This is a genomic window from Rhodococcus sp. K11/5 (genome assembly GCF_055193735.1).
In genome coordinates this window covers 920078-941095 of sequence record NZ_CM143721.1, presented here as the reverse complement: position 1 = coordinate 941095, position 21018 = coordinate 920078, and the positions used below count along the sequence as shown (strand labels likewise).

22 protein-coding genes and 2 pseudogenes are annotated in these 21018 nt (G+C 65.0%); 13 read left to right on the top strand and 11 right to left on the bottom strand.

What is annotated here, in order from left to right; translation table 11 throughout:
- Nucleotides 1-31: 31 nt before the first annotated feature.
- From ACY466_RS04545 to ACY466_RS04535, 3 genes are all read right to left on the bottom strand, one after another.
- Nucleotides 32-184, bottom strand: a complete 153-nt coding sequence (locus ACY466_RS04545; RefSeq protein ID WP_463250156.1) for a hypothetical protein — start codon at nt 182-184, stop codon at nt 32-34.
- Between the two features lie 32 nt (nt 185-216).
- On the bottom strand, nt 217-450 hold the full coding sequence (gene nrdH / locus ACY466_RS04540) for a glutaredoxin-like protein NrdH (RefSeq protein ID WP_463250154.1): 234 nt from the start codon (nt 448-450) through the stop codon (nt 217-219).
- Between the two features lie 212 nt (nt 451-662).
- Entirely contained in the window at nt 663-893 is a 231-nt protein-coding gene (locus ACY466_RS04535) for a hypothetical protein (protein ID WP_463250152.1), read from the bottom strand.
- A gap of 388 nt (nt 894-1281) precedes the next feature.
- On the opposite strand from ACY466_RS04535, the gene ACY466_RS04530 reads away from it, so the two are divergent.
- Complete coding sequence (locus ACY466_RS04530; protein WP_463250151.1) at nt 1282-1455, top strand: hypothetical protein; 174 nt, start codon at nt 1282-1284, stop codon at nt 1453-1455.
- Between the two features lie 197 nt (nt 1456-1652).
- On the opposite strand, the gene ACY466_RS04525 is transcribed toward ACY466_RS04530, so the two are convergent.
- Both ACY466_RS04525 and ACY466_RS04520 read right to left on the bottom strand, forming a co-directional pair.
- A complete protein-coding gene (locus ACY466_RS04525) occupies nt 1653-2612 on the bottom strand; it encodes a DUF4192 family protein (protein WP_463250149.1) in 960 nt (319 codons plus the stop codon).
- Nucleotides 2613-2640: 28 nt separating this feature from the next.
- The gene (locus ACY466_RS04520; protein ID WP_463250147.1) at nt 2641-2781 is read right to left on the bottom strand and encodes a hypothetical protein; all 141 of its coding nucleotides are present in this window, start codon (nt 2779-2781) and stop codon (nt 2641-2643) included.
- A gap of 690 nt (nt 2782-3471) precedes the next feature.
- Between ACY466_RS04520 and ACY466_RS04515 the strand changes: the two genes are divergently transcribed.
- Nucleotides 3472-4500: a TerC family protein gene (locus ACY466_RS04515; protein ID WP_463250145.1), complete on the top strand. Its 1029-nt coding sequence runs from the start codon at nt 3472-3474 to the stop codon at nt 4498-4500.
- A 158-nt stretch (nt 4501-4658) separates the two neighbouring features.
- On the opposite strand, the gene ACY466_RS04510 is transcribed toward ACY466_RS04515, so the two are convergent.
- Entirely contained in the window at nt 4659-5333 is a 675-nt protein-coding gene (locus ACY466_RS04510; RefSeq protein WP_463250144.1) for a DedA family protein, read from the bottom strand.
- Complete coding sequence (locus ACY466_RS04505; protein WP_463250142.1) at nt 5330-5875, bottom strand: class I SAM-dependent methyltransferase; 546 nt, start codon at nt 5873-5875, stop codon at nt 5330-5332. The genes ACY466_RS04510 and ACY466_RS04505 overlap by 4 nt, the downstream gene beginning before the upstream one ends.
- A 413-nt stretch (nt 5876-6288) precedes the next feature.
- On the opposite strand from ACY466_RS04505, the gene ACY466_RS04500 reads away from it, so the two are divergent.
- From ACY466_RS04500 to ACY466_RS04490, 3 genes and pseudogenes are all read left to right on the top strand, one after another.
- A complete protein-coding gene (locus ACY466_RS04500) occupies nt 6289-6435 on the top strand; it encodes a hypothetical protein (protein WP_463250141.1) in 147 nt (48 codons plus the stop codon).
- Nucleotides 6432-7325, top strand: coding sequence for a type II toxin-antitoxin system death-on-curing family toxin (locus ACY466_RS04495; protein WP_463250139.1), 894 nt, complete (start codon nt 6432-6434; stop codon nt 7323-7325). Before ACY466_RS04500 ends, ACY466_RS04495 begins: the two co-directional genes overlap by 4 nt.
- A gap of 908 nt (nt 7326-8233) precedes the next feature.
- A pseudogene (locus ACY466_RS04490) lies at nt 8234-10236 on the top strand (IS3 family transposase).
- Nucleotides 10237-10562: 326 nt separating this feature from the next.
- Here ACY466_RS04490 and ACY466_RS04485 read toward each other — a convergent pair.
- On the bottom strand, nt 10563-10979 hold the full coding sequence (locus ACY466_RS04485) for a hypothetical protein (RefSeq protein ID WP_463250137.1): 417 nt from the start codon (nt 10977-10979) through the stop codon (nt 10563-10565).
- A 157-nt stretch (nt 10980-11136) separates the two neighbouring features.
- Between ACY466_RS04485 and ACY466_RS04480 the strand changes: the two genes are divergently transcribed.
- Nucleotides 11137-11826, top strand: coding sequence for a TetR/AcrR family transcriptional regulator (locus tag ACY466_RS04480; protein ID WP_463250135.1), 690 nt, complete (start codon nt 11137-11139; stop codon nt 11824-11826).
- Nucleotides 11827-11990: 164 nt separating this feature from the next.
- Here the strand turns inward: ACY466_RS04480 and ACY466_RS04475 are convergent, their stop codons facing one another.
- Nucleotides 11991-12533, bottom strand: a complete 543-nt coding sequence (locus tag ACY466_RS04475; protein ID WP_463250133.1) for a hypothetical protein — start codon at nt 12531-12533, stop codon at nt 11991-11993.
- Nucleotides 12534-13047: 514 nt separating this feature from the next.
- On the opposite strand from ACY466_RS04475, the gene ACY466_RS04470 reads away from it, so the two are divergent.
- The 6 genes from ACY466_RS04470 to ACY466_RS04445 all read left to right on the top strand — a co-directional run bounded on the left by ACY466_RS04470 (nt 13048) and on the right by ACY466_RS04445 (nt 16602).
- On the top strand, nt 13048-13287 hold the full coding sequence (locus ACY466_RS04470; protein WP_463250131.1) for a hypothetical protein: 240 nt from the start codon (nt 13048-13050) through the stop codon (nt 13285-13287).
- 41 nt (nt 13288-13328) lie between these two features.
- On the top strand, nt 13329-13844 hold the full coding sequence (locus tag ACY466_RS04465) for an LGFP repeat-containing protein (RefSeq protein WP_463250129.1): 516 nt from the start codon (nt 13329-13331) through the stop codon (nt 13842-13844).
- Nucleotides 13845-13975: 131 nt separating this feature from the next.
- Nucleotides 13976-14734, top strand: coding sequence for a hypothetical protein (locus tag ACY466_RS04460; protein ID WP_463250127.1), 759 nt, complete (start codon nt 13976-13978; stop codon nt 14732-14734).
- Between the two features lie 937 nt (nt 14735-15671).
- Nucleotides 15672-15803 (top strand): hypothetical protein, encoded by a 132-nt coding sequence (locus ACY466_RS04455; protein ID WP_463250125.1) that lies wholly within the window; start codon nt 15672-15674, stop codon nt 15801-15803.
- Between the two features lie 41 nt (nt 15804-15844).
- Nucleotides 15845-16048 (top strand): hypothetical protein, encoded by a 204-nt coding sequence (locus tag ACY466_RS04450; protein WP_463250123.1) that lies wholly within the window; start codon nt 15845-15847, stop codon nt 16046-16048.
- A gap of 248 nt (nt 16049-16296) precedes the next feature.
- The gene (locus tag ACY466_RS04445; RefSeq protein WP_463250121.1) at nt 16297-16602 is read left to right on the top strand and encodes a hypothetical protein; all 306 of its coding nucleotides are present in this window, start codon (nt 16297-16299) and stop codon (nt 16600-16602) included.
- Nucleotides 16603-16938: 336 nt separating this feature from the next.
- Here the strand turns inward: ACY466_RS04445 and ACY466_RS04440 are convergent, their stop codons facing one another.
- Both ACY466_RS04440 and ACY466_RS04435 read right to left on the bottom strand, forming a co-directional pair.
- Complete coding sequence (locus ACY466_RS04440; RefSeq protein WP_463250119.1) at nt 16939-17766, bottom strand: EAL domain-containing protein; 828 nt, start codon at nt 17764-17766, stop codon at nt 16939-16941.
- A 42-nt stretch (nt 17767-17808) separates the two neighbouring features.
- On the bottom strand, nt 17809-18981 hold the full coding sequence (locus tag ACY466_RS04435; RefSeq protein WP_463250116.1) for a GGDEF domain-containing protein: 1173 nt from the start codon (nt 18979-18981) through the stop codon (nt 17809-17811).
- A gap of 487 nt (nt 18982-19468) precedes the next feature.
- Between ACY466_RS04435 and ACY466_RS04430 the strand changes: the two are divergent.
- Nucleotides 19469-20801, top strand: a pseudogene (locus ACY466_RS04430) (IS3 family transposase).
- Nucleotides 20802-21018: the final 217 nt, after the last annotated feature.

Sequence of the window (21018 nt, the reverse complement as noted above, 5' to 3'; positions counted from 1 at the left end):
TCACCTGCTCTCGGGGTCGGATCGGTCGGGTTTACGGGGTGCCGATGCGGTCGGTGCGGTCGGTGGCCGTGGGCCACGGCCCGTCGATGACGGTCCCGCCGGCGGTGTCGGCGGCGAGTTCGGTCTCGATCTGCTGGGCGATCCAGTCGTGGTCGTAGTGGGCCCGGGCGGCGTAGTGGGTCATGGCGGGTGCGTCCTTCCTGCGGTGACGGCGGGTCAGGCGGCGGCGAGTGCGGCGATGCGGGTGTCGCGGAAGCCGGACCAGTGGGTGCTCTCGTCGACGACGACGACGGGGGCGGCGAGGTAGCCGAGGGCCATGACGTAGTCGCGGGCGTCGGTGTCGAGGGTGATGTCGACGGCGGTGTAGTCGATGCCGGCCTTGTCCAGTGCGCGGAAGGTGGCCTTGCACTGGACACAGTTCGGCTTGGTGTAGACGGTCACTGCGGACATTTCTCGGGCCCTTTCGGTATTCGCGGGGATTGCGTCTATTCTATTTCAGCAGCGGATATTTGGCCAGTCGTGCACCGATTTATTCGGTAACAATTCGACGCACTGCGCGGTGTCGCATTGATTTGTATTCGCATTTCGCTTCGCGGCGACATTTCGCATTCGGCGAGGGCGGTCCGACGCTGCGTACGTGGCCGCCCCCGTCGGGCGGGTCGTCAGTCCTCGTCCCATCGTTCGCCGGCGTAGGTGGGGTCGAAGTCGGCCGGCTGGTGCTGGGGGTAGCGTCGCCGGATCTCCTCCTCGCGGTCGAGGCGGGCGCTCCAATGCCGAGCGCATCGGGAGAACGGTAGTCCGCTGCCACTGAGCGACATTCGGGGCTCGACGGTGCCGTGGCAGGGTGTGGTCCCGCGCTCGATGCAGTCGGTGTGGGTGGTGGTGTCGGGCATGGCTACTCCTGTGGTCGGCGGTGGTGGGTAACCCCCTCGTCGGTGGCCTTCCCCTTCGTTCTTTCGCCGTCATCCGGCGTGGCGCCCGAGTCGGCGGCGCAAGTGGCCGTGCGCCATTGTTCGAGACGACAAAGTTTTCGGGCGCCGGAGCGCAGCGCAGGTGTGGGTGCGGCGAAAAGTTGTCGGACCCCGAAGGGGCCGGTAGATCGGATATTGGCGTGTGCGGCCGGGAGTGCCGCAGAATCGGAATGCGCCGGATGTGCCGAAAGAACAGTGTTTCTTCTTTTCTGCACGAAGCGCAGTTCCGCCTGTGGGGTTGGTCTTGTCGCCGGCCCGCCAGGGGCGGCGAGACGACGGAAAATCGGTGGCGCGGTTCTACGATCGGGGTATGGAGCGGTCGTCGGTGGAGTCGAGGTTGTCGGAGCTGATGCACGCTGCGGTGCCGCCGTCGGATTTGGCGGTCGCGGCGATCGTGGCGGGTGTTCCGGTAGAGCAGACCCGGCCGACGGGGCTGCGGAACGCCGATGTGGCGTGGACGGACCGAAAGTTGCCCGGCGTCTGACCTTTCGGACACGGTCCGGACTCCGCCGGCGTCGTTTCCGGGCTGCCCGCTCGGGTAGGCGCGGTGGTGGATGCGGCCGAGCCTGGGATTCGGCTGCGTTCGAGGGGTACGTGAGTTCAGGTCAGACAGCTCACGTGCCGAGGCCACCGACCATGTCCCCGTAGGTCCGGTCGGTCGCCTCACCTCAATTGCCCTGCTCAGTGCCGGTCGGATGCCCCGGGCAGGTGCGCCCCGGTGTGTTCGCGGACGGTGGCAGGGTCGAGGTCGAGCAGCGCCATGTCGGCGGGGGTGACGCCGTTCTCGAGCGAAGCCTGCAACAGGGTGAGCAAGTTCGGGATCGGGGTGCCGGTGATGAGGGCTTCGGCGGTGGCGGCGTCGTAGGCGATGTTGGCGGCGGCTCCGTCTCCGGCGCGATGGTTGAGCCAGCCGACGATGCACAGGGCGTGCACGCGCGGGGCGGCGGTGGTGCGCCGGGCGACGGTGGTCATGACGACGTGGGCGGAGGCGCTGCCGTAGGCGGGGAGTCGGAACATCGCATCGCGGACGGCCGGGGTGGTGATGACGGCGGCGGTGCGGGCGATCAGGTCCACGCTGGGCAGCTCGTCGGCGTAGACGACGGCGGCGAGTTCTTCGAGCACTCCGGCGGGGTCGGCGTGCTCGGCGGGGGTGACGGTGTCGGTGCGGGTGTAGCGGTCGGCGATCGCGTCGCGGCTGCGTTCGATCCGCTGACCGGTCTCGACGGCGGCGGCGACGGCGACGAGTGAGGCGGTGGGGTCGACGGCGATGGCCTCGAGGGTGTCGAGGTTCTGCGCGGTGGCCGGTTCGGCGAGCGTGGGGATCCAGTAGTTGCCCTGCACGCGGGCCACGCCCGTGAGGCGGTGGGCGAGGATCAGGTGCTCGGTGGTCGCGGCGCGCTTGTCGGCGTGGTCGCTGACGCTGACGATGTGCACCGCGGTGGTGCGGTGGCGGGTGAGGGCGTCGACGATGCGGTCGGTCTGGGTGTCGACGTCGGTGCGGTCGATGCGAACCGTCAACGTCGCGGCGGTCCCGGTGAGGGCGATGACCACGATGGAGTCGGTGGGGACGAACCGGACCAGGGCGGGGACGGCGGCGATGAGGTCGGCGGCGGTGCTGATGGTGATGCGGCGTTGCGTCATGGTTCGGGCCTTTCGAGTGGGTGGTGTGTCAGGACCGGAGGGCGCGGCGGGCGGCGCGGCGGTCGTAGCGGGCGCTGGCCTTCTTGACCGTGCGCCGGATCTTCGGTGCGCCCTGCTTGTGAACGAGGTGGTCGATCTCGTCGGCGGTGGTGGTGTGCTGTGCGCGCATCACTGGTGCTCCCCTTCCGGAACTGTTGTCGGTGCGGAGTCGGTGGCCCTTCCCCGCGTTCTTTCGCCGTCATCTGGCGTGGCGTAGAGGAGGCGGTGCGAGTGACCGGCGCCAGCATTCGAGCCGAAAAGTTTCCAGCCGTAGGCGCTCTGGAAAGTTTTCGGACCCCGCAGGGGCCGGAGCGCAGCGGAGGTCGGGTGTTGGCGGTAAGGGAGGGAGTACCGCAGCATCGCAGGTAGCCAGATGTGCCGAAAGAACGATGCTCTTCATGGGTGCGGAGCGCAGCGGAGCTCCGATCAGGGGACGCCCGCAGGGTGGCCGGCGCCCAGCCGGCCACGGTCGGCCTGCGATACCCGACCGCCGGTCACACCACCGGCGATGCCACCTTCCACCCGTGGGGCACGCAGCGGTGTTGTGCGGGAGCGACGGATACAGGCCACGTTCCGCGGGTCGCGGTAGCTCTTTGGTGGGTGGTGTGCGGGTGGAAGCTCGGATTGGCGTCCGAGCTCGGCCTGCCGGGGTCGACGCGTCGAACTCGCAGCACGCAAATCGGGGCGCTAAACTGCGAGGACGGAGGGGAGTATCCCCGCGTCGTCTCATCGTCATCACGGCATGGCAATCCATGTCCGGTGAGCGAGTTCCCACGGGAACGGGAAAGACCTCCGGTCGCACATCGACCGGAGGTTGAGTATGTCCGTTCCACTGTGGGGTTGGCTGGTCGTTCTCGGAGTGATTCTGGCGATGCTCGCCATCGACTTGTTCGCTCATCGAGATGCGCACGTCATCGGAGTCCGCGAGGCTGCGGTCTGGTCGGGGATCTGGGTGGCGTTCGGCGTGGGGTTCGGTGCCCTGGTCTGGACCGTGTGGGGCTCGGAGTTCGGTCAGCAGTACTTCGCCGGTTACCTCATCGAGAAGTCGCTGGCCGTGGACAACGTGTTCGTCTGGGCCATCATTTTCACGTACTTCGCGGTACCGCGTGAGCTGCAACATCGGGTGCTGTTCTTCGGCGTGGTCGGCGCGCTGGTGTTTCGCGGCGCGTTCATTGCCGGCGGCTCCGCGTTGATCGCCAGCTTCGGCGCGATCCTCTATGTGTTCGCCGCGTTCCTCGTCGTGACCGGTGTGAAGATGCTGCGCCAGCGCAACGACCATCTCGATCCCGAGAAGTCGAGGACACTGCGGCTGTTCCGCCGCTACGTTCCGATGACCGACGCCTTCTACGGACAGCGATTCCTTGTCCGGATCGGCGGCGGTGCTCTCGTGGCCACTCCGCTGCTGGCCGTTCTGGTCTTGATAGAGGTCACCGACATCGTGTTCGCCGTCGACTCCATCCCCGCGATCTTCGCCGTCACCGACGTTCCGTTCCTGGTGTTCACCGCGAATGCCTTCGCGATCCTGGGATTGAGGGCGATGTACTTCCTGCTGGCCGACCTGATGCACCGCTTCGTCTATCTCAAGGTGGGCCTGGCCCTCGTCCTGATCTGGGTGGGCATCAAGATGGCCCTGAAGATCGACCTGTACTACATCCCCACCACGATCTCGCTCGCCGTGATCGCACTGGTGATCGGCACCTCGGTGGCGTTGAGTCTGCGTGCCACTCGCGGGCAAAACCGTGAGGACACACCGTCGGAGGTGGTGCCCTCTCCGTTCCGGGTGGCGACCGAAACCGAACTCGCGGAGGCAGCGCCGGTGTGGGGCACCGCTCGTCGGGGTGACCGCTGACCTGCCTGATCTTGGCGGGCGGTTTCGGTAGGTCGTCGAGATGAGACCGCGGCGCTCGGAGCTTCATCACGATCGAGCGGGCGAGCATCGCCCGAGGTGTCTACTGACATCCCGGGGGTAGGTGCCCTGTCTCTCGTCGGACGTCCGATGATGGTTCGCTACCGCGCAACCCCTGCCGCTGAGCGCCGCACGACTGAGGCTTCTCCACGCCTCTTCGACGAGAGATGGCGAATGGTGTTACCTCGACGACGGGTGAGGGCGATCGATCCTGCTGAGATCCCGACTATCGCGATGGCCGTCATTGCCGGTCCGGACGTTCGGGCAAGGTCCAGTGCAGACAGGGCGAAATACCCGACGCTCACCTTTATTGCGGCCCAGAGGGCGGCGGCGGCGGCGGCACTGAACGGCGCGATGCTCCGGTACGGCAGCCGAGCTGCGCCGGCCAGATAGGGGGTGACCGTACGCACCACGGGAACAAACCGCCCCGCGAACACTGCCCGCCCTCCGTGCTGTTGCACCACAGTGCCCGCACGGTCGACCGCGGAGGAGGGCGCTTTGGCCAGCAGGTGCCGCACCCGGGGGCGCTGCTCGAGCGTTCGGCCCGCTCGGTGTCCGAGGAAGTCACCTCCAGCCACCGCCAGAGCTGCTGCAGTGACCACGAGCACCGGGTGGAGGTGGCCGTCAGCGGCGAGAGCTCCCGCCGTGACCAGTGTGGTGAAGGTCGGTACGAACGCACCGATGAGCAGGATTGCCTCGGCGAGAACGACGGTCATGATGAGTAGGTACGTCGCGGGTGCGGGGATCCGGCCGAGTGTGTCGATGATCGTGCTCATCGGACGGCGTCGCCGCCGGCGGGGAGCGTGAGCTCCCAGACTCGTGCGGGGGGAACGTTCGCCCATACCGTGCGCTGCCGGGTCTGGTAGCCGCGTCGGAACACGGCCAGCTCGTGCTCGACGCGACTATGCCGGTCGATGCTGAACTTGTTCATGCTCAGCGCACGCAGACGGGAGGTGCCCCGGTATGCGAAGTAGGTGATCACCCCGCCGGGCGTGAGGAGGTCGCGGTACCGATCCGTGATCGCTGCAACCTGGCCGACGTCGAGATTGGCGAAAGGTAGTCCGGAGATGATCGCGTCGTACCGGTGTTCTGTGTCGAAGGATTCCAAGCGTGTCTGATGCACGGTTGCGGCCGGGCCGGGTCCCCGGCGGCGAGCGAGCAAGCGAAGCCGACGGGCGAAAGCCGGGTTGACTTCGACGATATCGAGGGTGTCGGCGGGGTTCAGTCGGTCGAGCAGGGCGGCTGTGATGGTGCCGGTGCCGGCGCCGACTTCGAGGACGCGAGCTGGAGTGTGCGTACGGGCTACCGCGTCGGTCATGGCCCGAGACAGGGAGTGCCCGCTGGGAGCTACCGCGCCCACGTCCCGAAAGTTGCGCACCGCTTCCCGTGCGAACAGCGGCAGCTGCGTCTGCCTGTGTCTCGGCGTTGTCCGGCGGTCGCTGTTGTGGGTCACGCAGGGTGGCCGACGCCCGGCCGCCCTGCGGCCGGCCTGCGATACCCGACCGCCGGTCACAGCACCCGAGCTGCCACCTTCCACCTGTGGGGCATGCAGCGGTGTTGTGCGGAAGCGACGGCGACCGACCACGGCCCGCGGGTCGCGGTAGCGCTGATGGAATGGTGGCGTTTCCGGCGGGCGCAGCCGTTGTCCGCGTTCGCCGTATTCCGGCCGATGAGCTGGACCGCTGGAGTGAGTCCGTGACCGTCTGCTGAGCTCTGACGTACCATGCGTCCATGGCCAGGACGGGCGTCGAGGAGTCGCAGACCGAGCGCAGCTCGGACAGTCGTGACGCCGTCGTGGTCGCCACTGATGAGGAGTTCGCTGCGGCGTACGCGGTCGAGAAGGCGCGTTGGGCTTCGCTGGCCGAGCGACTGAAGTGACCACGAAGTACCTCACCGTCGACCAGCTGATCGCTATCAACGCCAGTCAGGACGGCGGCGTTGGTGTGCAGAACCTGGCCGGTGTGGAGCAGAACGCAGGTCGTCCGCAGTCGGGTTTCGGTGGGTACGAGACTTTTCCCGACCTGTGGGCGAAGGCTGCCGCGTATGTGCACGGGATCGCGAGCACTCAATATTTCACCGATGGCAACAAGCGCACGGGGTGGTTTGCTGCCGTCACGTTTCTCCGGCTCAACGGTGTGCCGTTCCCCGACGTCCCGGATGTGGAGGCGGAGGTCTTCGTGCAGGCGATCGCCCAGAACATCTTCGACACCGAGGACGAGCCGGACAGGACTGTTGCTGTGGCGACCGAGTGGTTCACGGTCAGATCATCCGTTCGACACACGTCGGCCTACGTTCTCGATCCCCGGTTGGAGTTCTGCTTTCTGGCCTTCACGGCTTCCGTCGATGCGAGCGGCGGAATTTTTCAGGCGTTCGATGCCGGTCTCGGCGCGATCGCTGTTCCTGAGTTCCCCTATCCGGTTCAGCTCTCGATTGTCGGCAGAATCCACTGGGACAGAGGCGACCTGGGTCGTGATCATCGAGTCGGCGCGAAGTTCGTCCAGATTTCCGGGAAGAAGCGCATCAATCGAAGCCGAACGGATGAGCCGCTGGGGGTGTCGTTGATCGAGAGCGATCGTTGGCACCACCCGTCCGGAGTGCTTCCGACCGTGTTCGTACTCGAAGTCGATCCGGTTTTCGTCGGCCCCGGGGAGAACAAAGTGGTCGTCACCATCGATGGTCGACCTGTTGCCGAGCTGCCGTTCGACGTCACTCACCGACCGGATCTGAGCAGCAGCACGATCGAGAGCTTCATGAGTTCGCATCAGTAGGGGTCGGCTACTCGACTCGCGCAGGCATGGTCGTCAACGGGTGTGACGGCCGGGCGAGTCCTTAGACTTATCCGCTCTCCCGCCCCACCTGCATCGTGCATGTTCGTTTCCCTGATCGGCCAAGCCGACGGCCGTGGCGTACGCGCGCGCTGCGCGCCAGGTTCGGTGGGTAAATGCGGTGGCGGCCCGCGAACTCGCGGATACACCGCGGGTCGACGGAGATGGTGTTGGTCCTCAGATGGGTGGCAGCATCGACAGCCGGGCAAGACGGCGTCTTGTCGCGGTGCGATCAGGTGAATGCCTTAACTCAGGCCAGTCTGTTCAACCCTAGCCATGCAGTCAACCCGCTTCTCGACACCGGGGCCGATTTTGCTGTTTCTACGGAGCGTTGGGAGTTGTATGACGCTTCCGTTCAGTCGCGATTGCGGTTCGGTCCCCACCACGTCTCCCTCGGACCGGAATGTCGGCCTTGAATAGTTCAAACGGATTAATTGCGCGATGCCCGTGAGTTCAGAACATTCGGTACTTTGCATTGACCTAAGCCGTCCGGCTTAGGTGCACCGACCCACGGTGCGTCGATTCACGGGAAAGAGGGGCCAATGAAGTGCATTAAGTCTGTCCAACGTATTGCGACTGGCGCATCTGTGGTGGCGTTGTCGGCCGTCCTGCTATCCGCCGGCGTTGCCAATGCCGACACCCGCACCGGGTGGGTCGGCTCGACGGGCCCCGTAGGCGGAAATCTTTCGTCTGCCATGAGCATGGGACCAGCGTGACCTGATTTCTGCCAGGGTGATGGGACCACCTGGATTGCCAGTTATGGGACCACCGGCGCGCCTTGCCGGTGGTCCCGTCGTTTGCTCGTTCGATCGTCTGTGACAGCACGAAGTCCGTCACGGAGGTCGGTGAGCATGGCTTTTCGGGAGATCAGTGTGAACGAAATCAGAGAAGTACTACGGCTGTGGCTCGGGACGGCGGCACTGCCGACTCCGGGGCTGCGCACGATCGCCGAGCATGCCGGTGTGGATCGTAAGACGGTCCGCCGTTACGTCGAGGCAGCCCAAGCAGCCGGCCTGAGCAGAACCGACGATGCCGACGCGGTCAGCGACGAGGTGATCGCAGCTGTCGTCGCCACTGTCCGGCCCGACCGCCCCCACGGTCACGGCGCGGCCTGGGAGCAACTGGTGCCCCATCAGGAGCAGATCAGCAAGTGGGTGGCAGGCGACGGTGAACGTAAGCCGCTCACGATCGCGAAAATCGAAATGCTGCTTGCCCGTAAGGGCTGCGTGGTGCCGTATCGGACGTTGCACCGGTTCGCGACCGAGCGGTGCGGTTTCGGCCGCAAAGACCTCACCGTCCGCGTCGTCGACGGCGAACCCGGGATCGAATGCCAGGTCGACTTCGGGTATCTGGGGATGCTCACCGACCCCGACGACGGCCGGGTTCGCAAAGTCCACGCCCTGATCTTCACCGCGGTCTACAGCCGGCACATGTTCGTGTGGCTGAGCTATTCGCAGACGTTGGTGGCGGTCATTGCCGGCTGCGAAGCAGCGTGGAAGTTCTTCGGCGGCGTGTTCGCGGTCTTGATCCCGGACAATCTCGAACCTGTTGTCACGAGGGCGGACCCGATCGCTCCGCGGTTGAGCGATGGATGGCTCGACTACAGCGCCCACGTCGGATTCATCACCGACCCGGCGCGGGTGCGCTCGCCGAAGGACAAACCAAGGGTCGAACGCACCGTGCAGTATGTGCGCGGAAACTTCTGGGCGGGTGAACGATTCAGCAGTCTAGAGCAAGCGCAGGAGGCTGCGGTTCGGTGGTGCAGCAGCACCGCGGGTATGCGTATTCACGGCACGACCTGCGCACGGCCGCTCGAGGTGTCCGCGGCGACGTTGTACAACTGGCGGCGTCAGTACGGCGGGATGGACACCGATGCCGCGAAGGAACTCAAGGAGTTACGCGAGCAGAACGGCAAGCTCAAACGGTTGCTCGCCGAGGCCGAGCTGGAGAAGGACGCGCTGCGGGAGGTAGCGAAGGGAAAATTCTGAGCCCAGCTGCGAAGCGCCGCGCCGTCGACATGCTCGTGACCACGATGAGTCTGTCGAAACGTCTGGCGTGCAGAGCTGTTGGGCTTGCCCGCTCCACTTACGCACGAACACCGATCGCCGAAACACCCGCGGACCCCGACGCGGCCCTGAGGGCCTCGTTGCGGACATACGCAGGCTCGCATCCGCTGCACGGCTTCCGCCGCGCCTGGGCGCATCTGAGGCACGACGAGGGCATGTCGGTGAACAAGAAGAAGGTGCACCGGCTCTGGAAGGAGGAGGGTCTGCAGGTTCGGATCTATCACCCACGCAAACGCGCCGGCATGAGCTCGTGCCCGCAGGTCGAGGCCGATGCTCCGAAGGTGGTGTGGGCTATGGATTTTCAGTTCGATTCGACCGTCGACGGGAAGGCGATCAAGATCGCATCGATGATCGACGAACACACCCGGCAGTCCCTGTTGAACATCGTGGAGCGATCGATCACCGCACAGCGACTGACCGACGAGCTCGACAAGACGTTCGCGCTGTGGGGCGGGCGTCCGTTGGTGCTGCGAATGGACAACGGCCCGGAGTTCGTTTCGCATGTGCTGCAACAGTTCTGCCGAGACCGTGTCGGTATCTCCTACATTCCGCCGGGGACGCCGTGGAACAACGGACACATCGAATCGTTCAACAACCGGCTACGGAAGGAGTGCCTGAACCGCAATCACTGGACGAGCCTTCTCGAAGCGAGGGTGGTGATCGAGGACTTCAAAGACGACCACAACCATCGACACCGGCACTCATCCCTCGGCTACCTCACGCCGTCCGAGTACGCTGCCCGATGCGCCCACAACCACCAACCGGTCGAGGGCTGCGAGATCGACTGAAATCAATCACACCGTGGCTCTAGAACACGGTGGCTCGACTATCGGGGACCTGCCATTACCGCCAGCCGCGGCGGCCAAGAGCGTCTGACGTGCCAGTGGCCAGGCGACCGCAGGTTCGTCGGTTGCGCGCATCCAAGCGGCGCTCACCAGTCCACGGTAGGTGGTCGGCGCCGACGCAACGGCGGCTCCAGCCATAGCGTCGGCCACCTGTGGGTCGAGAGTCACATATGTGAGGAAGCGACCAAGCGCTCGGATCGGATCTTCCTGATCGATGTCGCGAACCGGCGTGGCGTAGCCCTGAGGCTCGGGTGTCCCACCCACCTCGACTACCGCTGCGTCCGAAGGCCGCGGGGTACGCCCGCGTCAATTTCGCCACCTGGTGCTCCGTTGCGAGATGACCGGTCGCTGTCGGGATGGGGGTCTGCGACCGGCAGCGGCTCGGCCTCGGCCTCGGTGTCGGTGTCGGTGTCGGTGTCGGTGTCGTTGTCGTTGTCGTTGTCGTTGTCGGCGGAAATTTGCTCGTCGTCGACGAAGATTAAGTCCCCGACATCGAGGGAGACCGCCCAACGCCTGACCGGCGGCCAGTCTGCGCGGAGGTTCATGCGATCGACCCAGCGCGCGTAGTCCTCGATCAGGACTCCTCTGCCGCCCGGTGCTTCGCCCGCTCGCGAAACGATCACCCGATCGCCGACCTCGAATCGACGCGGGTCGGGGGCGTCGTCGCTTGCTGTTGGTGTGGTCACTGCCGCGGTCCCTCCGCTAACCCGACTCGCCACGTCGGGAAAATAAATAAAGTTGGAACGAAACTTCCAACATCATAGATTTTTTGTCCATTCTCATCGGATGCGACCGACACCGTCGGCACCGGGTAACGACGCGAATCCCGTTACCATCGGGGCTATGGGTCCAACGCGCCAGCAACGCACGTACGGCGGAAAGACCATCGCCGTACGTCGCGCAGAGCGGCGCGCGGCATTCTTGGAGGCGGGATTGTCGCTCATCAGCGAGAAGGGCTTCGCGAAGACATCGATCTCCGATTTGTGCGCTACCGCAAACTTGGCGCGCAGCCAGTTCTACTCAGAGTTCAGCGACCGCGAGAACCTGCTGATCAGCGTCTACGAACACATCCAAATCCAACTTCGCGGTGCGATGATTGATGCTTTAGATGCGTTGCCCCCGACTGCCGAGTTGCACGAGGTGGCCGAAGCGGTCGTGCGCGCCCTTCTACGTGCGTTGACAAGCGACCCTCGCCGCTCACGGGTGTGTTTCGTCGAGGTGCTTGGAGCAACCGAGCGAGTGGACCGCTACCGCACCGCCCGCCTCAAGGTGTGGGTCGACTTTTTCGAGATGATGATCCGGCGCAACGTCGGCGACGACTACACCCCGCCCGGCGGATACACCGTCGTGGCGGCCATGATGAACGGAGCTATCGGAGAAATCGGTCAGCTCTGGACACGCTCGGGCCCACATCCGCCGATCGAGGAACTGGTCACCGCCATAACCTCCATGCTTGGCGCCCTGGTTCCGCCGACCGCGCGGCCGGTAACTGCGGTCGACGGGATACAGCTCCGCGTAACCGAAAAACTCTGAGCTGCGAACGCCCGAACAACCTCGACCCGATCAGCGCGACGACTCGCTTTACAGCTGCCGCGTGGCAGCGCCACCGCCAGCACAGCGAGAAACACGAACGCCAGGAGAATCAAATTGTACAACGCGCCTCCAAAGCAAAGGTCAAGATCGGTCGGTTGACTAGGTCATTCGTTTCGGTCAGCGCCGATGATGATCGTCGCGAGCAGCAGCTGCGCGTGCGCGCGCACCAGATGAACCAATGCCGCCGAGCCGGGATTGCCGAAGCTTCGTGGGTCGGCAAGATGGTCACCGAGAAAGTTAGTCAGCGAAGCGTGCAGACCGAACAACGTTGCCCGAAGTACAACCTGATCGGACTGCTCGTCGCTGCAGCGGCACTGCGACAGCTGCAACACTGCAGCGAGTTCGTCGTAAGCTGTCAACACGCACCGTGTGGCGGTGGCCGGGCCGTGTCCGATTGCGTCCAACCACCGCGCCGCAGCAGCGGCAAATCTCGCTTCCACGTCGCGTACGACCTCAGCGAATCGGACATCGCCGTCCGCTGCGTCCGGGTTGAACCGGCGCATCAGCCGTAAAGCCAGCCCCGCAGCCAAGAGATCGGTGGGAGTCAGTGCGTCCCACCGAATCGACACCAGGACCGCGGTGGCCGCATCGGCAGGAATGGATGAACACCCACCTCCATCGAGGTGGTCGAATCGGTGATCGGTCACTCCGTGACCCCTCGTCGCCGGATCGGACGCCGCGGTGGTTGACGCCACAACGACGTGACCGAACATGCTTGCGGATGTCGGTCTTCGCAGCTCATTTCGTCGAGCTCGAACCACATGCGTCACCGCCTCGCTGCTTTGCGCCATGGTCGTAACCGCGTTCCTTTCATTGGTCCGACCCGACGTCGCCGGATGGCACGTTTCCGTTGATCTGTTCAGGCGACATCCACCGAGGTCCGAACACTCCGGGCCATGGTCGTTCGAGTAGACCACTGTGTCGCGGTGACCTCTCTCGTCGTCGGATCGGACCCCTACAACAGTGCGTGCACATGCTAGACGTTGTTGTCTATCAATTCGATACGTGGAGATCGGACACGGCGCAACATCCAACTCCTGCCAGTTCAGAACCGCCACTATAGTAAAGATCACGGCTCTTACATAGACTGTCCAGTCTAAAAATTGTCCAGTTGGGTATCTGATGAGGGCAGTTCTCTCGTCAGCACCCACAGGAGTCGGCATGCCGAGCTTCGAGGACATCAAGAGCAACATCGTCGGCCACCGGCACGAGGCCGGGGCCTCCGTCGATAAAGCCGCCGAGGCCGTTGGCACCAAGACCTGTCACCGCGATCAGATCGACAAGGTCAATGACACGGTCGAGCGGCACTTGGCGCGGGCATCGAGCCCGGCGGCGAGACTCCGAGCAGCACTGACGTGCCGACCCAAGCGCACCCGTTCCCGAAAGGACACCTCTCGATGAGACCCTCTCGCCCTGCCACCCTGGCCGCCGTCGCACTCGCCATGGGTCTGACCTTGAACGCGTGCAGTTTCGACGACGCTTCCGAAACAGTCTCCGACGCCGCCTCCTCGGCGCCGTCCCTGGCGTCGAGCGCATCCGAATCTGCGGCCACATCGAGTCCAGGGGAAACGTCAACGGCTGGCGCCAGTACGGCCATCCCGGGTCCCGCCGGGCCGCTCGAGAATGTCGATTCGGCTATCACCGCCAAGTATGTCGGCCGCGGCGGCTCGACGAGTTCGCTCGGGAAAGCCACTGGACCACAGACCCCCGTCGGTGACGGCTTCTCGGTGCCCTTCGAGGGCGGCGCGATCTTCACCTCACCGGAGACTGGAGCCCATGTCGTTCAGGGTGAAATTTTGCGTGTCTTCACCGAGCAAGGTGGGCCGGCGGGGACGTTCGGCTTCCCGACGAATGACGAGACCCCGATTCCGGGCGGCTGGTCGTCGATGTTCACCGGCGGCACCATCACCTGGACCGGTGAGTCGGGTGAGTTCGCGGAAACCCTGCGGCCCAACTGAGGGTGCCACTGTCTGCGGTGGTGTCCCGTCGAAAGCATTGGGAGGGAGCGACGGGACACCACTGCACTCTCCCCCACCGCATCGACCCGCTACTGGGGCATTCAGTAGACCACCGGTAAGGAGACAATCGGGTGACCCATACCCCGCCGATCGATCTTGGCGACACGCGAGCGGTGGAGGCCGAGCTCGCGTTGTTGTTGACCCGGGCTGCGCGCGCGCGGCGCGTCGACATCGCCGCGGTCCTCGAACGCGCCGTCGCGACAGCTGCCGCGAACGTCGGCGGTGCGGACCTCCTGCTGGTGGCGTCGCCGGAATCGATCGCAGCGCAGTACGTCACCGAACTGGCGCGGTTGGGTTCTGATTCCGAATTGCCGCTGTTGCGGCGGACCGAGCCGGTGGTGCTCTACTTCGAGACCCGCGATCAACAACTTGGTGACTACGGGCTGCGAGCATTGCACGACCGCGATGTCGCCGACATCCGTAACGAATTGTCGACCCCCGGTGTCACCGACGTTCGCCGCGGCGAACTGGCCGACGAGCTGTGGAGGGTCCAGGAGCTCTACACCTACGATGTGGAGAACTATCTCCAGACCTGGACGGTCGCTGCGACCGCAAAGGCACACGAACTCGGGTTGGACAACTCGGTTCCGGTTCTGGTGACCACCGACAACACCGCACCTTGCGACGACGGCGACCTCGAACCGCTCTACGACTACGCGTTCGCGGCCGTTGCCCTTCCGGGTTGCGGTTACACCCCCCAGACATTCCCCCACCGTATCGCGACAGGTCAACCAGATATCGGTGAGTTCGTCGCCGCCGAACGGGCAGCGCACCGCACCTACCGCGGCCGCGTCGCTTTCGATCTCAGCCACGCGGGATGGACGCGTTGACGTCGGCCGGTGAGCTTGCAGGGAGTGGCTGAGGTGATTCGTCAACTGCGGTGCCGCGACATATCCACCTCAACTGTACGGTGCGGTGGTCTTTTACGGTCCGTACCCGTGAAAGAGGCCGGTCCCGACGCACCGCAGCCACAATGGATCTGCACCGTTGATCCAACTCACGATTCCAGAAGTTGCATCCGGGCGCCGCGCTGACCGGCCGAGGACCTCGAGCGTCCGCCCCATGCGCGCGTTTATCAGCACCTCTACACACCAGGCCAAATGTCACTTCCGAAGAACGGACACCCCATGCGGGACACCCTCATTTCGGCATCACTGAACCCTCTTCCTCACTACCGAGTCTGCGCCCCTTATCGGGCCCCACGAAGCTCGCCGGGACCACCGTTCTGGCCGTTGAAGCCTCGATCCCGGATGGGCAACAGAGAGCACCTTCAAGAGTCGGGCCACGTCGCCCTGGGCGTGGCACCCCGTTGCGAACACGAACAGCAAAGCGGCCGCTGCGATGTCCCCTCGGACGAACGCGATGCAGTCCTGGATACTGTCCCAACAGCGGTGCTCGCAAGCGGGGATGAACAGGAACGGTTCCCGAATTACTATCTCGCCCGGGATCAGGACGAACAGGTCGGCGTGAGTGCCACCGGCCACGATATCGCCGCGGCTGATCGCGAAAATGGCCACCGCGGCGGCAACGACTCGCTCCTAGTAGATCCATCGCAGGTATTCGAACACCACTCTCGACACCTGTGGCGGCCGCGAGAACCCGGTGCAGTTCCAGGTGGCGAACAGCACCTCAGACGACCGCCCCCGATCGGCGAAGCGGGGCGGACGTCGTCGACTGCGCGACGAGCGGGATGTGGCGCGTCGGGACCGGTTCCCGCCAACAAATTACGAGGCGGTGTAGTCGCCGCCGTACGACGATGGGTGAAAGATGTTGCAACTGGTGATGATTTCGGGTCTGGTGCTGTCGGTGGCCGTTCTTGCGGTGACCTTGCCCGTCCTGCTCGTCGTGGAGGGATCGCGTTCCGGTATCCGCTGGATCATCGTCGGTTCGAGCCGATGAGTGGTGCGGGAGCGGAGCATTCGGTACCGAGGCTCGATTCGGTGGTCGCGTTCGCTGTGGAGTGGGCACCGCACGGCGGGGGGTCGGCGGTGGAGATCGAGTCTCGGTTCGGGATGTCGGTGACGGAGTTCTACCGTCGGGTCCTCGCGATCCTGTCGTCCGGCGACGAGCCGACACAGCTCTCTCCTGTCGTTCGCGACCGGGTGATGGCCGTCGCTCGCCGCCGAATCTGGTTGGGGCAGTGACGGTGCAGCCACACTACCGTCAGGCGGGGTCGTCGATGGTGCGTGCTCGAACCGCTCGGTGCACGATCTCACCGTGCGCCTCGGCGTCGGTCGCTGCGTGCGTGAAGACGATGTCGGAGCTGCCGTGGCACACGTGCGGTCCGGCGGATCTGTTCGCACTCTCGTGCGCGTTTCGTATGGCGCGGGGAACGATCGACCGCTCTTCGAAAATGTCGGAGGCTCTCGAATGCGCGAATTGTGCACTGGAATTGGCTGCAGCGACCTGGTACACCGCTCGGGGTACGGGTGTCGACGTCGTGGAGATTCAGGCCCAGGAAGTTCTGGACGAGCTGTGTGACGATGCGGAGCACCGCCGGTGCCGGTGCTCCGCCACCGCAGCAGTCGACCTTCCCGCGTTCCGACGAGCGCTGCTCGACACGGTCGAAGCCATCACAGCGCTCACCGAAGCGGATACGCCATCGATAATCGGCGCCATGGCCGATTCACCGGACGCCGTGACTCTCGTACACCTCGACCGAGCTCGTGCGGCGCTGGAATTCGTGGCTCCGCTGTAGTCCGCGGTTCGTGCTCAGGTGGGCGTCCGTCCGGCCCGGAAGGTTGTTGAGGCGGTTCCATGCTGCCCGCTGTGCGGTGCCGAGCTGGACCATGTAGTCGAACAACTCTTCCTTCGGTCCCTGTTCGGCGGCTCGGGGAGGCCCCGCCGGGTGATGTGGAGGTTGCCGGTAAAACCGGGAGAGCACGGTGTCGGCGCAGTACACGACAGGACCGCGGTGGCCTCGACACCGGGGATCAGCCGCGCTCCGGAGCTGCACAGGACCCGAGGTATTCGTGGTCATCCGCGCGCTCTCTTCGAGGCGTGTGAGTGTTCGATCCCGCCGACGTGGTGGTCGTTATCGGCGTGTCGACGACCGGGCGAGGGCAAGAACGTCGAACAGGGTCGTCGTGGGGGTGTTGCTCACTGCGGAGGGCAGTGGGGCGGCAGCGCCGTAGAGCCATCCTTGGCCGAGAACGGCGCCGAGCGTGTGCGCGTGACGTCGATGGGGAGCTGTTTCGATGCCCTCGGCGAGTAGGACGGCGCCGGAGCGGTCGGTGTAGTCACGTATCGTCTCGACGACGTCGATGTGGTCCGGTCCCTGGCGCTGCAGCGTCTCGCGGTCGAGTTTGACTATGTCGGGGGCGATCAGTGGCAGCATGGTCAAGGTTTCCGGTGTGATACCCACGTCGTCGACCGCGATCAGGCAGCCCATCCTGCGACCGTGTTCGACGGTTGCCGCGACTGCGGCGGTATTCGTTGCCAGAGCCCTCTCGGTCACTTCCAGCACCACTGTCAGTTTCGCGGCCTCGGCTGCCACCACGACGCGGCGCGCACTGGTGGGAATACCTGTCGGTGTGCTGGGTTCGATGTTGACGAACAGGGCCAGCCGTTGATCGAAGCCTGCTGCGAGCGCTCCGTCGAGTGCCGCGGCCCGGCACGCCCAGTCCAGGTCGGCACCGACTTCGGTTTCACGGTTCGTGGCGGCTTCGAATACGTCCTGCGGTTCGAGGCGGGGTAGGTGCGGCCATCGCGCCAGAGCTTCGTATCCCACGATGGTGCCGGTTGCGAGTGCGGCAATCGGTTGATATTCGATGCGGATCGCTGACAGGTCGGCCAACGCAGCGTCGATGTCCGGTGTCGAGCCGGTACCGACTCGCTCTCCGTCGTCCGCCGTGTTCGTCACGACACTTCTCTGCTTCGCGGCTCGATCGACGAGTGCACCGATTCACACGGGATTCGTGTCGTGAGCGCGCTGCGCTCGGCCGGGGTTCGATGCAGATGACCGTCGTCCGGTTCCGATTCTCCGCGGTCGGGTCGAAGGCGGTGTAGCCGACATGGGTCTCACCGGGGACCACGTGATCGCGGGGGCGCCGGCGTGAGCGGCTCGATCGCGACCGGCGTTCTTCGCCGCGTACAGTGCGCGGTCGGCGACAGTGGTCAGCTCGTCGATGATCGACGAGGCGTCGCGGGTGGACCCGGGGGCTGCGGTCACAGCGCAGCGGATGACCCCGATACTGACGGTGACCGTTCGGGAGGCGCGAAAGGCGTGAAGCATGCGTGCTTCGAGTTCGTGTACGTGCTTCGCGCGGCCGAGCACGAGAAACTCCTCACCGCCCAGGCGCGTCACCAAGGCGTACGGGCCCGACTGCTCTCGGATAGTCTCCGCCACCCTCACCAGAACGTCGTCTCCGCCGGCGTGTCCCAGGGTGTCGTTGACCGCTTTGAAGTGATCGACGTCGATCAGGAATATTGCCAACTGATCACCGATCACGCAGACCTCGTCCAATAGCGCAGCGAGTCGCGTGGTCAGACCGCGGCGATTCAACAGTGACGTCAGCGGGTCTGTCTCGGCGAGTATTTCCAGTTGGGCTGTCACCTTCAGCAGCGACGATCGCAGCAACGTCATCAGCAGGGTCGGGACCGTCACGATGGTGACCATGGCACCGATGGCCACGACACGGGCGGTCCCCGACGTGCCGATGATGCCCAGCGCGATCGCCAGCGCAATCGCCGATGCGGTCAAGGAACCAGTGATGCGCGGTGGCGACCCCGCAGCGGCGATGGCGGGGACCACCGCCAGCATCGCGCTCACCGCTGCGGTCGCGACCGGGTCGACGATGACGTACGCCGACACCGCCACGCCCAGCATTCCTCCCGTTCCCAGTACCACGAACTGTCGGTCGCCGAGCACCCCGACCCGTGCCGTGACGAGCACTGTGACGACGGTGAAAACGGAGATCGCAACCAGTGCCCGCACCCCGGCCGGCTGTACGAAGGTCGGATCGAGCAGAGCGACGACGAGCAGGGGCAGCGCACCCGAGGCCGCGCATGCAACGGCCACCGATCGGATGTCGAACTGGCGCGGAAACCGCGGGAGGTTGCCCATCGCGCGTGGCATGGTGGTCCTTCGGGGCCCTTTCCTCGTGTCCTCGGTCCCCGACCGTGGCGTCATCGCCGAACGATACTTCCCCGTGCCACCGTTGCACCCGCGCGGGACGTGTCGATCCTCCACCTCGAGACCACGCTCATCGATCATCGGTCCTTTCGCCGGTGTCCTGTCCCGAACACTATCGGTGAAGGTCTTCACTCCATGCGACCCACCGACCGATCGATGTGCCGGCCGTGAACGAATGGCCGCCCCGAGTCGTGGTGAACGCGCACGGGAGCTGTTCTCCTGTGTCCGGCGCCGATCCTCGACCCAGTACGGCCGTGAGTGGCGACTCCGCATCTCGTGCCGTCCGCACTCACCGGAAACGCACGCACCACGACTGCGGTCCCTCTCCCACGAGGCACCGCAGTTCGTCGCTAGGACACCCTCGGCGGTAGCGGACTGAATCGCCCTAGGTATCGTGCCGCTTCCTTCTGAGTTTGGAAGGATGCACGCCATGCCCAAGAAGATCGATCCGGAGGTCCGTGCGCGGGCCCTGAGGTTGTTGGAGACCCACGGCCAGGAGTACCCGTCGCTGACCGCGGCGGCAGCGGCGATAGCGAAGCAGGTCGGTGTCGGTCACGAGACGGTGCGCCGGTGGGCGGTGCAAGCTCAGGTCGACGGCGGAACACGGACCGGCACCACCACCGAAGAGTCCGCGGAAATCAAGAAGCTCAAAGCCGAGAACAAGCAGCTGCGCGAGGACGTCGCCATCCTCAAAGCGGCGACGACTTTCTTCGCGGGGGAACTCGACCCCCGCAACCGATGATCATTGGATTCATAGATTCGTTGCGCTCCAACGGTTTCGCGGTCGAGTCGATCTGCCGGGTCCTGCGTGAGCAGGGCGTGGCGATCGCCGCGAGAACCTACCGGGCGTGGAGGACGCGCCGGCCGGCGGCGCGAACGGTCTCCGACGCCGTGGTCGTCGACGCGGTACGGGACGTGGTGTGGAGAACCGACGACGACGGACGGCGGCGGATGACGCCGGAAGGGCTGTACGGGCGGGTGAAGATGCGCGCTCACCTCGACCGTGTGGTCGCTCCGGGTGTGTCCTACGGGGCCGTCGATCGAGCTATGAGGACGCTGCAGCACAACGGAATCCGGCGCGCCAAGGGAATCAGGACCACGATCCCGTCCGCCGACGGCAACCGGGCCGGGGATCTGCTGAACCGGCAGTTCCGTGCGGACGAACCCAACCGCGTATGGGTTACTGACTTCACGTATGTCAGATCGTGGGCAGGGTGGGGTGGGGGTACCTCCCTGCACGCAGTGCTTGGGGGAACGTGGTGTTCATCGTCGACGTCTTCTCCCGCCGCATCATCGCCTGGCACGCCTCGACGTCGAAGTCGGTGGAGCTGGTGACGGTGCCGCTGAGGATGGCGTTGTGGCAACGCCGGCGGGAAGGTCATCCGGTGAAAGCTGCTGAGCTGATACATCATTCGGACGCCGGGAGCCAGTACACGTCGGTGACGCTGACGGAGAGATTGGCACCCCCGGACATCGCCGCATCCATCGGGTCCGTCGGGGACGCCTACGACAACGCCCTCATCGAGTCGGCGAACGGGCTCTACGAGACCGAGTGCATCCGCACGACGATCTTCCATTCCGGCCCTTACCGGACGGCCTCCGAAGTCGAGTTCGCGACGGCCGGGTGGGTCGATTGGTACAACAACACACGGTTGCATTCGAGCATCGGCTACATGCCCCCGATCGAGTACGAGACACTGCACTACTCTGGCCTCACCACCGAGGATCAGCCCCAATTGGAGGCGGCACAGAACCTAGGGTGATTCAGACCACAGATCGTGGTGGACTCCGCCGACGGACGCACTCACTGTTTCTGGAGGGATAGCTCGGAAAACGATCGACCACCGATCACCGCCGACACCCGACAGTCGCGTTCGAACGCCGCACTGTGTACGTGCCCGACCACTCGGCACGACGCCGACCTGCCCGGACGACATCGAAAGGCCTTCACAAGAGAAACATCTGCTCGATGCTGGCTAT

Excerpts from the sequence above, each read along its gene's own strand:
- nrdH (WP_463250154.1), bottom strand. The coding sequence starts at position 450 with ATGTCCGCAGTGACCGTCTACACCAAGCCGAACTGTGTCCAGTGCAAG.
- ACY466_RS04545 (WP_463250156.1), bottom strand. The coding sequence starts at position 184 with ATGACCCACTACGCCGCCCGGGCCCACTACGACCACGACTGGATCGCC.
- ACY466_RS04480 (WP_463250135.1), top strand. The coding sequence starts at position 11,137 with ATGGGTCCAACGCGCCAGCAACGCACGTACGGCGGAAAGACCATCGCC.
- ACY466_RS04530 (WP_463250151.1), top strand. The coding sequence starts at position 1,282 with ATGGAGCGGTCGTCGGTGGAGTCGAGGTTGTCGGAGCTGATGCACGCT.
- ACY466_RS04515 (WP_463250145.1), top strand. The coding sequence starts at position 3,472 with ATGTCCGTTCCACTGTGGGGTTGGCTGGTCGTTCTCGGAGTGATTCTG.
- ACY466_RS04465 (WP_463250129.1), top strand. The coding sequence starts at position 13,329 with ATGGGTCTGACCTTGAACGCGTGCAGTTTCGACGACGCTTCCGAAACA.
- ACY466_RS04505 (WP_463250142.1), bottom strand. The coding sequence starts at position 5,875 with ATGACCGACGCGGTAGCCCGTACGCACACTCCAGCTCGCGTCCTCGAA.
- ACY466_RS04435 (WP_463250116.1), bottom strand. The coding sequence starts at position 18,981 with ATGCCACGCGCGATGGGCAACCTCCCGCGGTTTCCGCGCCAGTTCGAC.
- ACY466_RS04510 (WP_463250144.1), bottom strand. The coding sequence starts at position 5,333 with ATGAGCACGATCATCGACACACTCGGCCGGATCCCCGCACCCGCGACG.
- ACY466_RS04525 (WP_463250149.1), bottom strand. The coding sequence starts at position 2,612 with ATGACGCAACGCCGCATCACCATCAGCACCGCCGCCGACCTCATCGCC.
- ACY466_RS04455 (WP_463250125.1), top strand. The coding sequence starts at position 15,672 with ATGTTGCAACTGGTGATGATTTCGGGTCTGGTGCTGTCGGTGGCCGTT.
- ACY466_RS04535 (WP_463250152.1), bottom strand. The coding sequence starts at position 893 with ATGCCCGACACCACCACCCACACCGACTGCATCGAGCGCGGGACCACA.
- ACY466_RS04520 (WP_463250147.1), bottom strand. The coding sequence starts at position 2,781 with ATGCGCGCACAGCACACCACCACCGCCGACGAGATCGACCACCTCGTT.
- ACY466_RS04470 (WP_463250131.1), top strand. The coding sequence starts at position 13,048 with ATGCCGAGCTTCGAGGACATCAAGAGCAACATCGTCGGCCACCGGCAC.
- ACY466_RS04500 (WP_463250141.1), top strand. The coding sequence starts at position 6,289 with ATGGCCAGGACGGGCGTCGAGGAGTCGCAGACCGAGCGCAGCTCGGAC.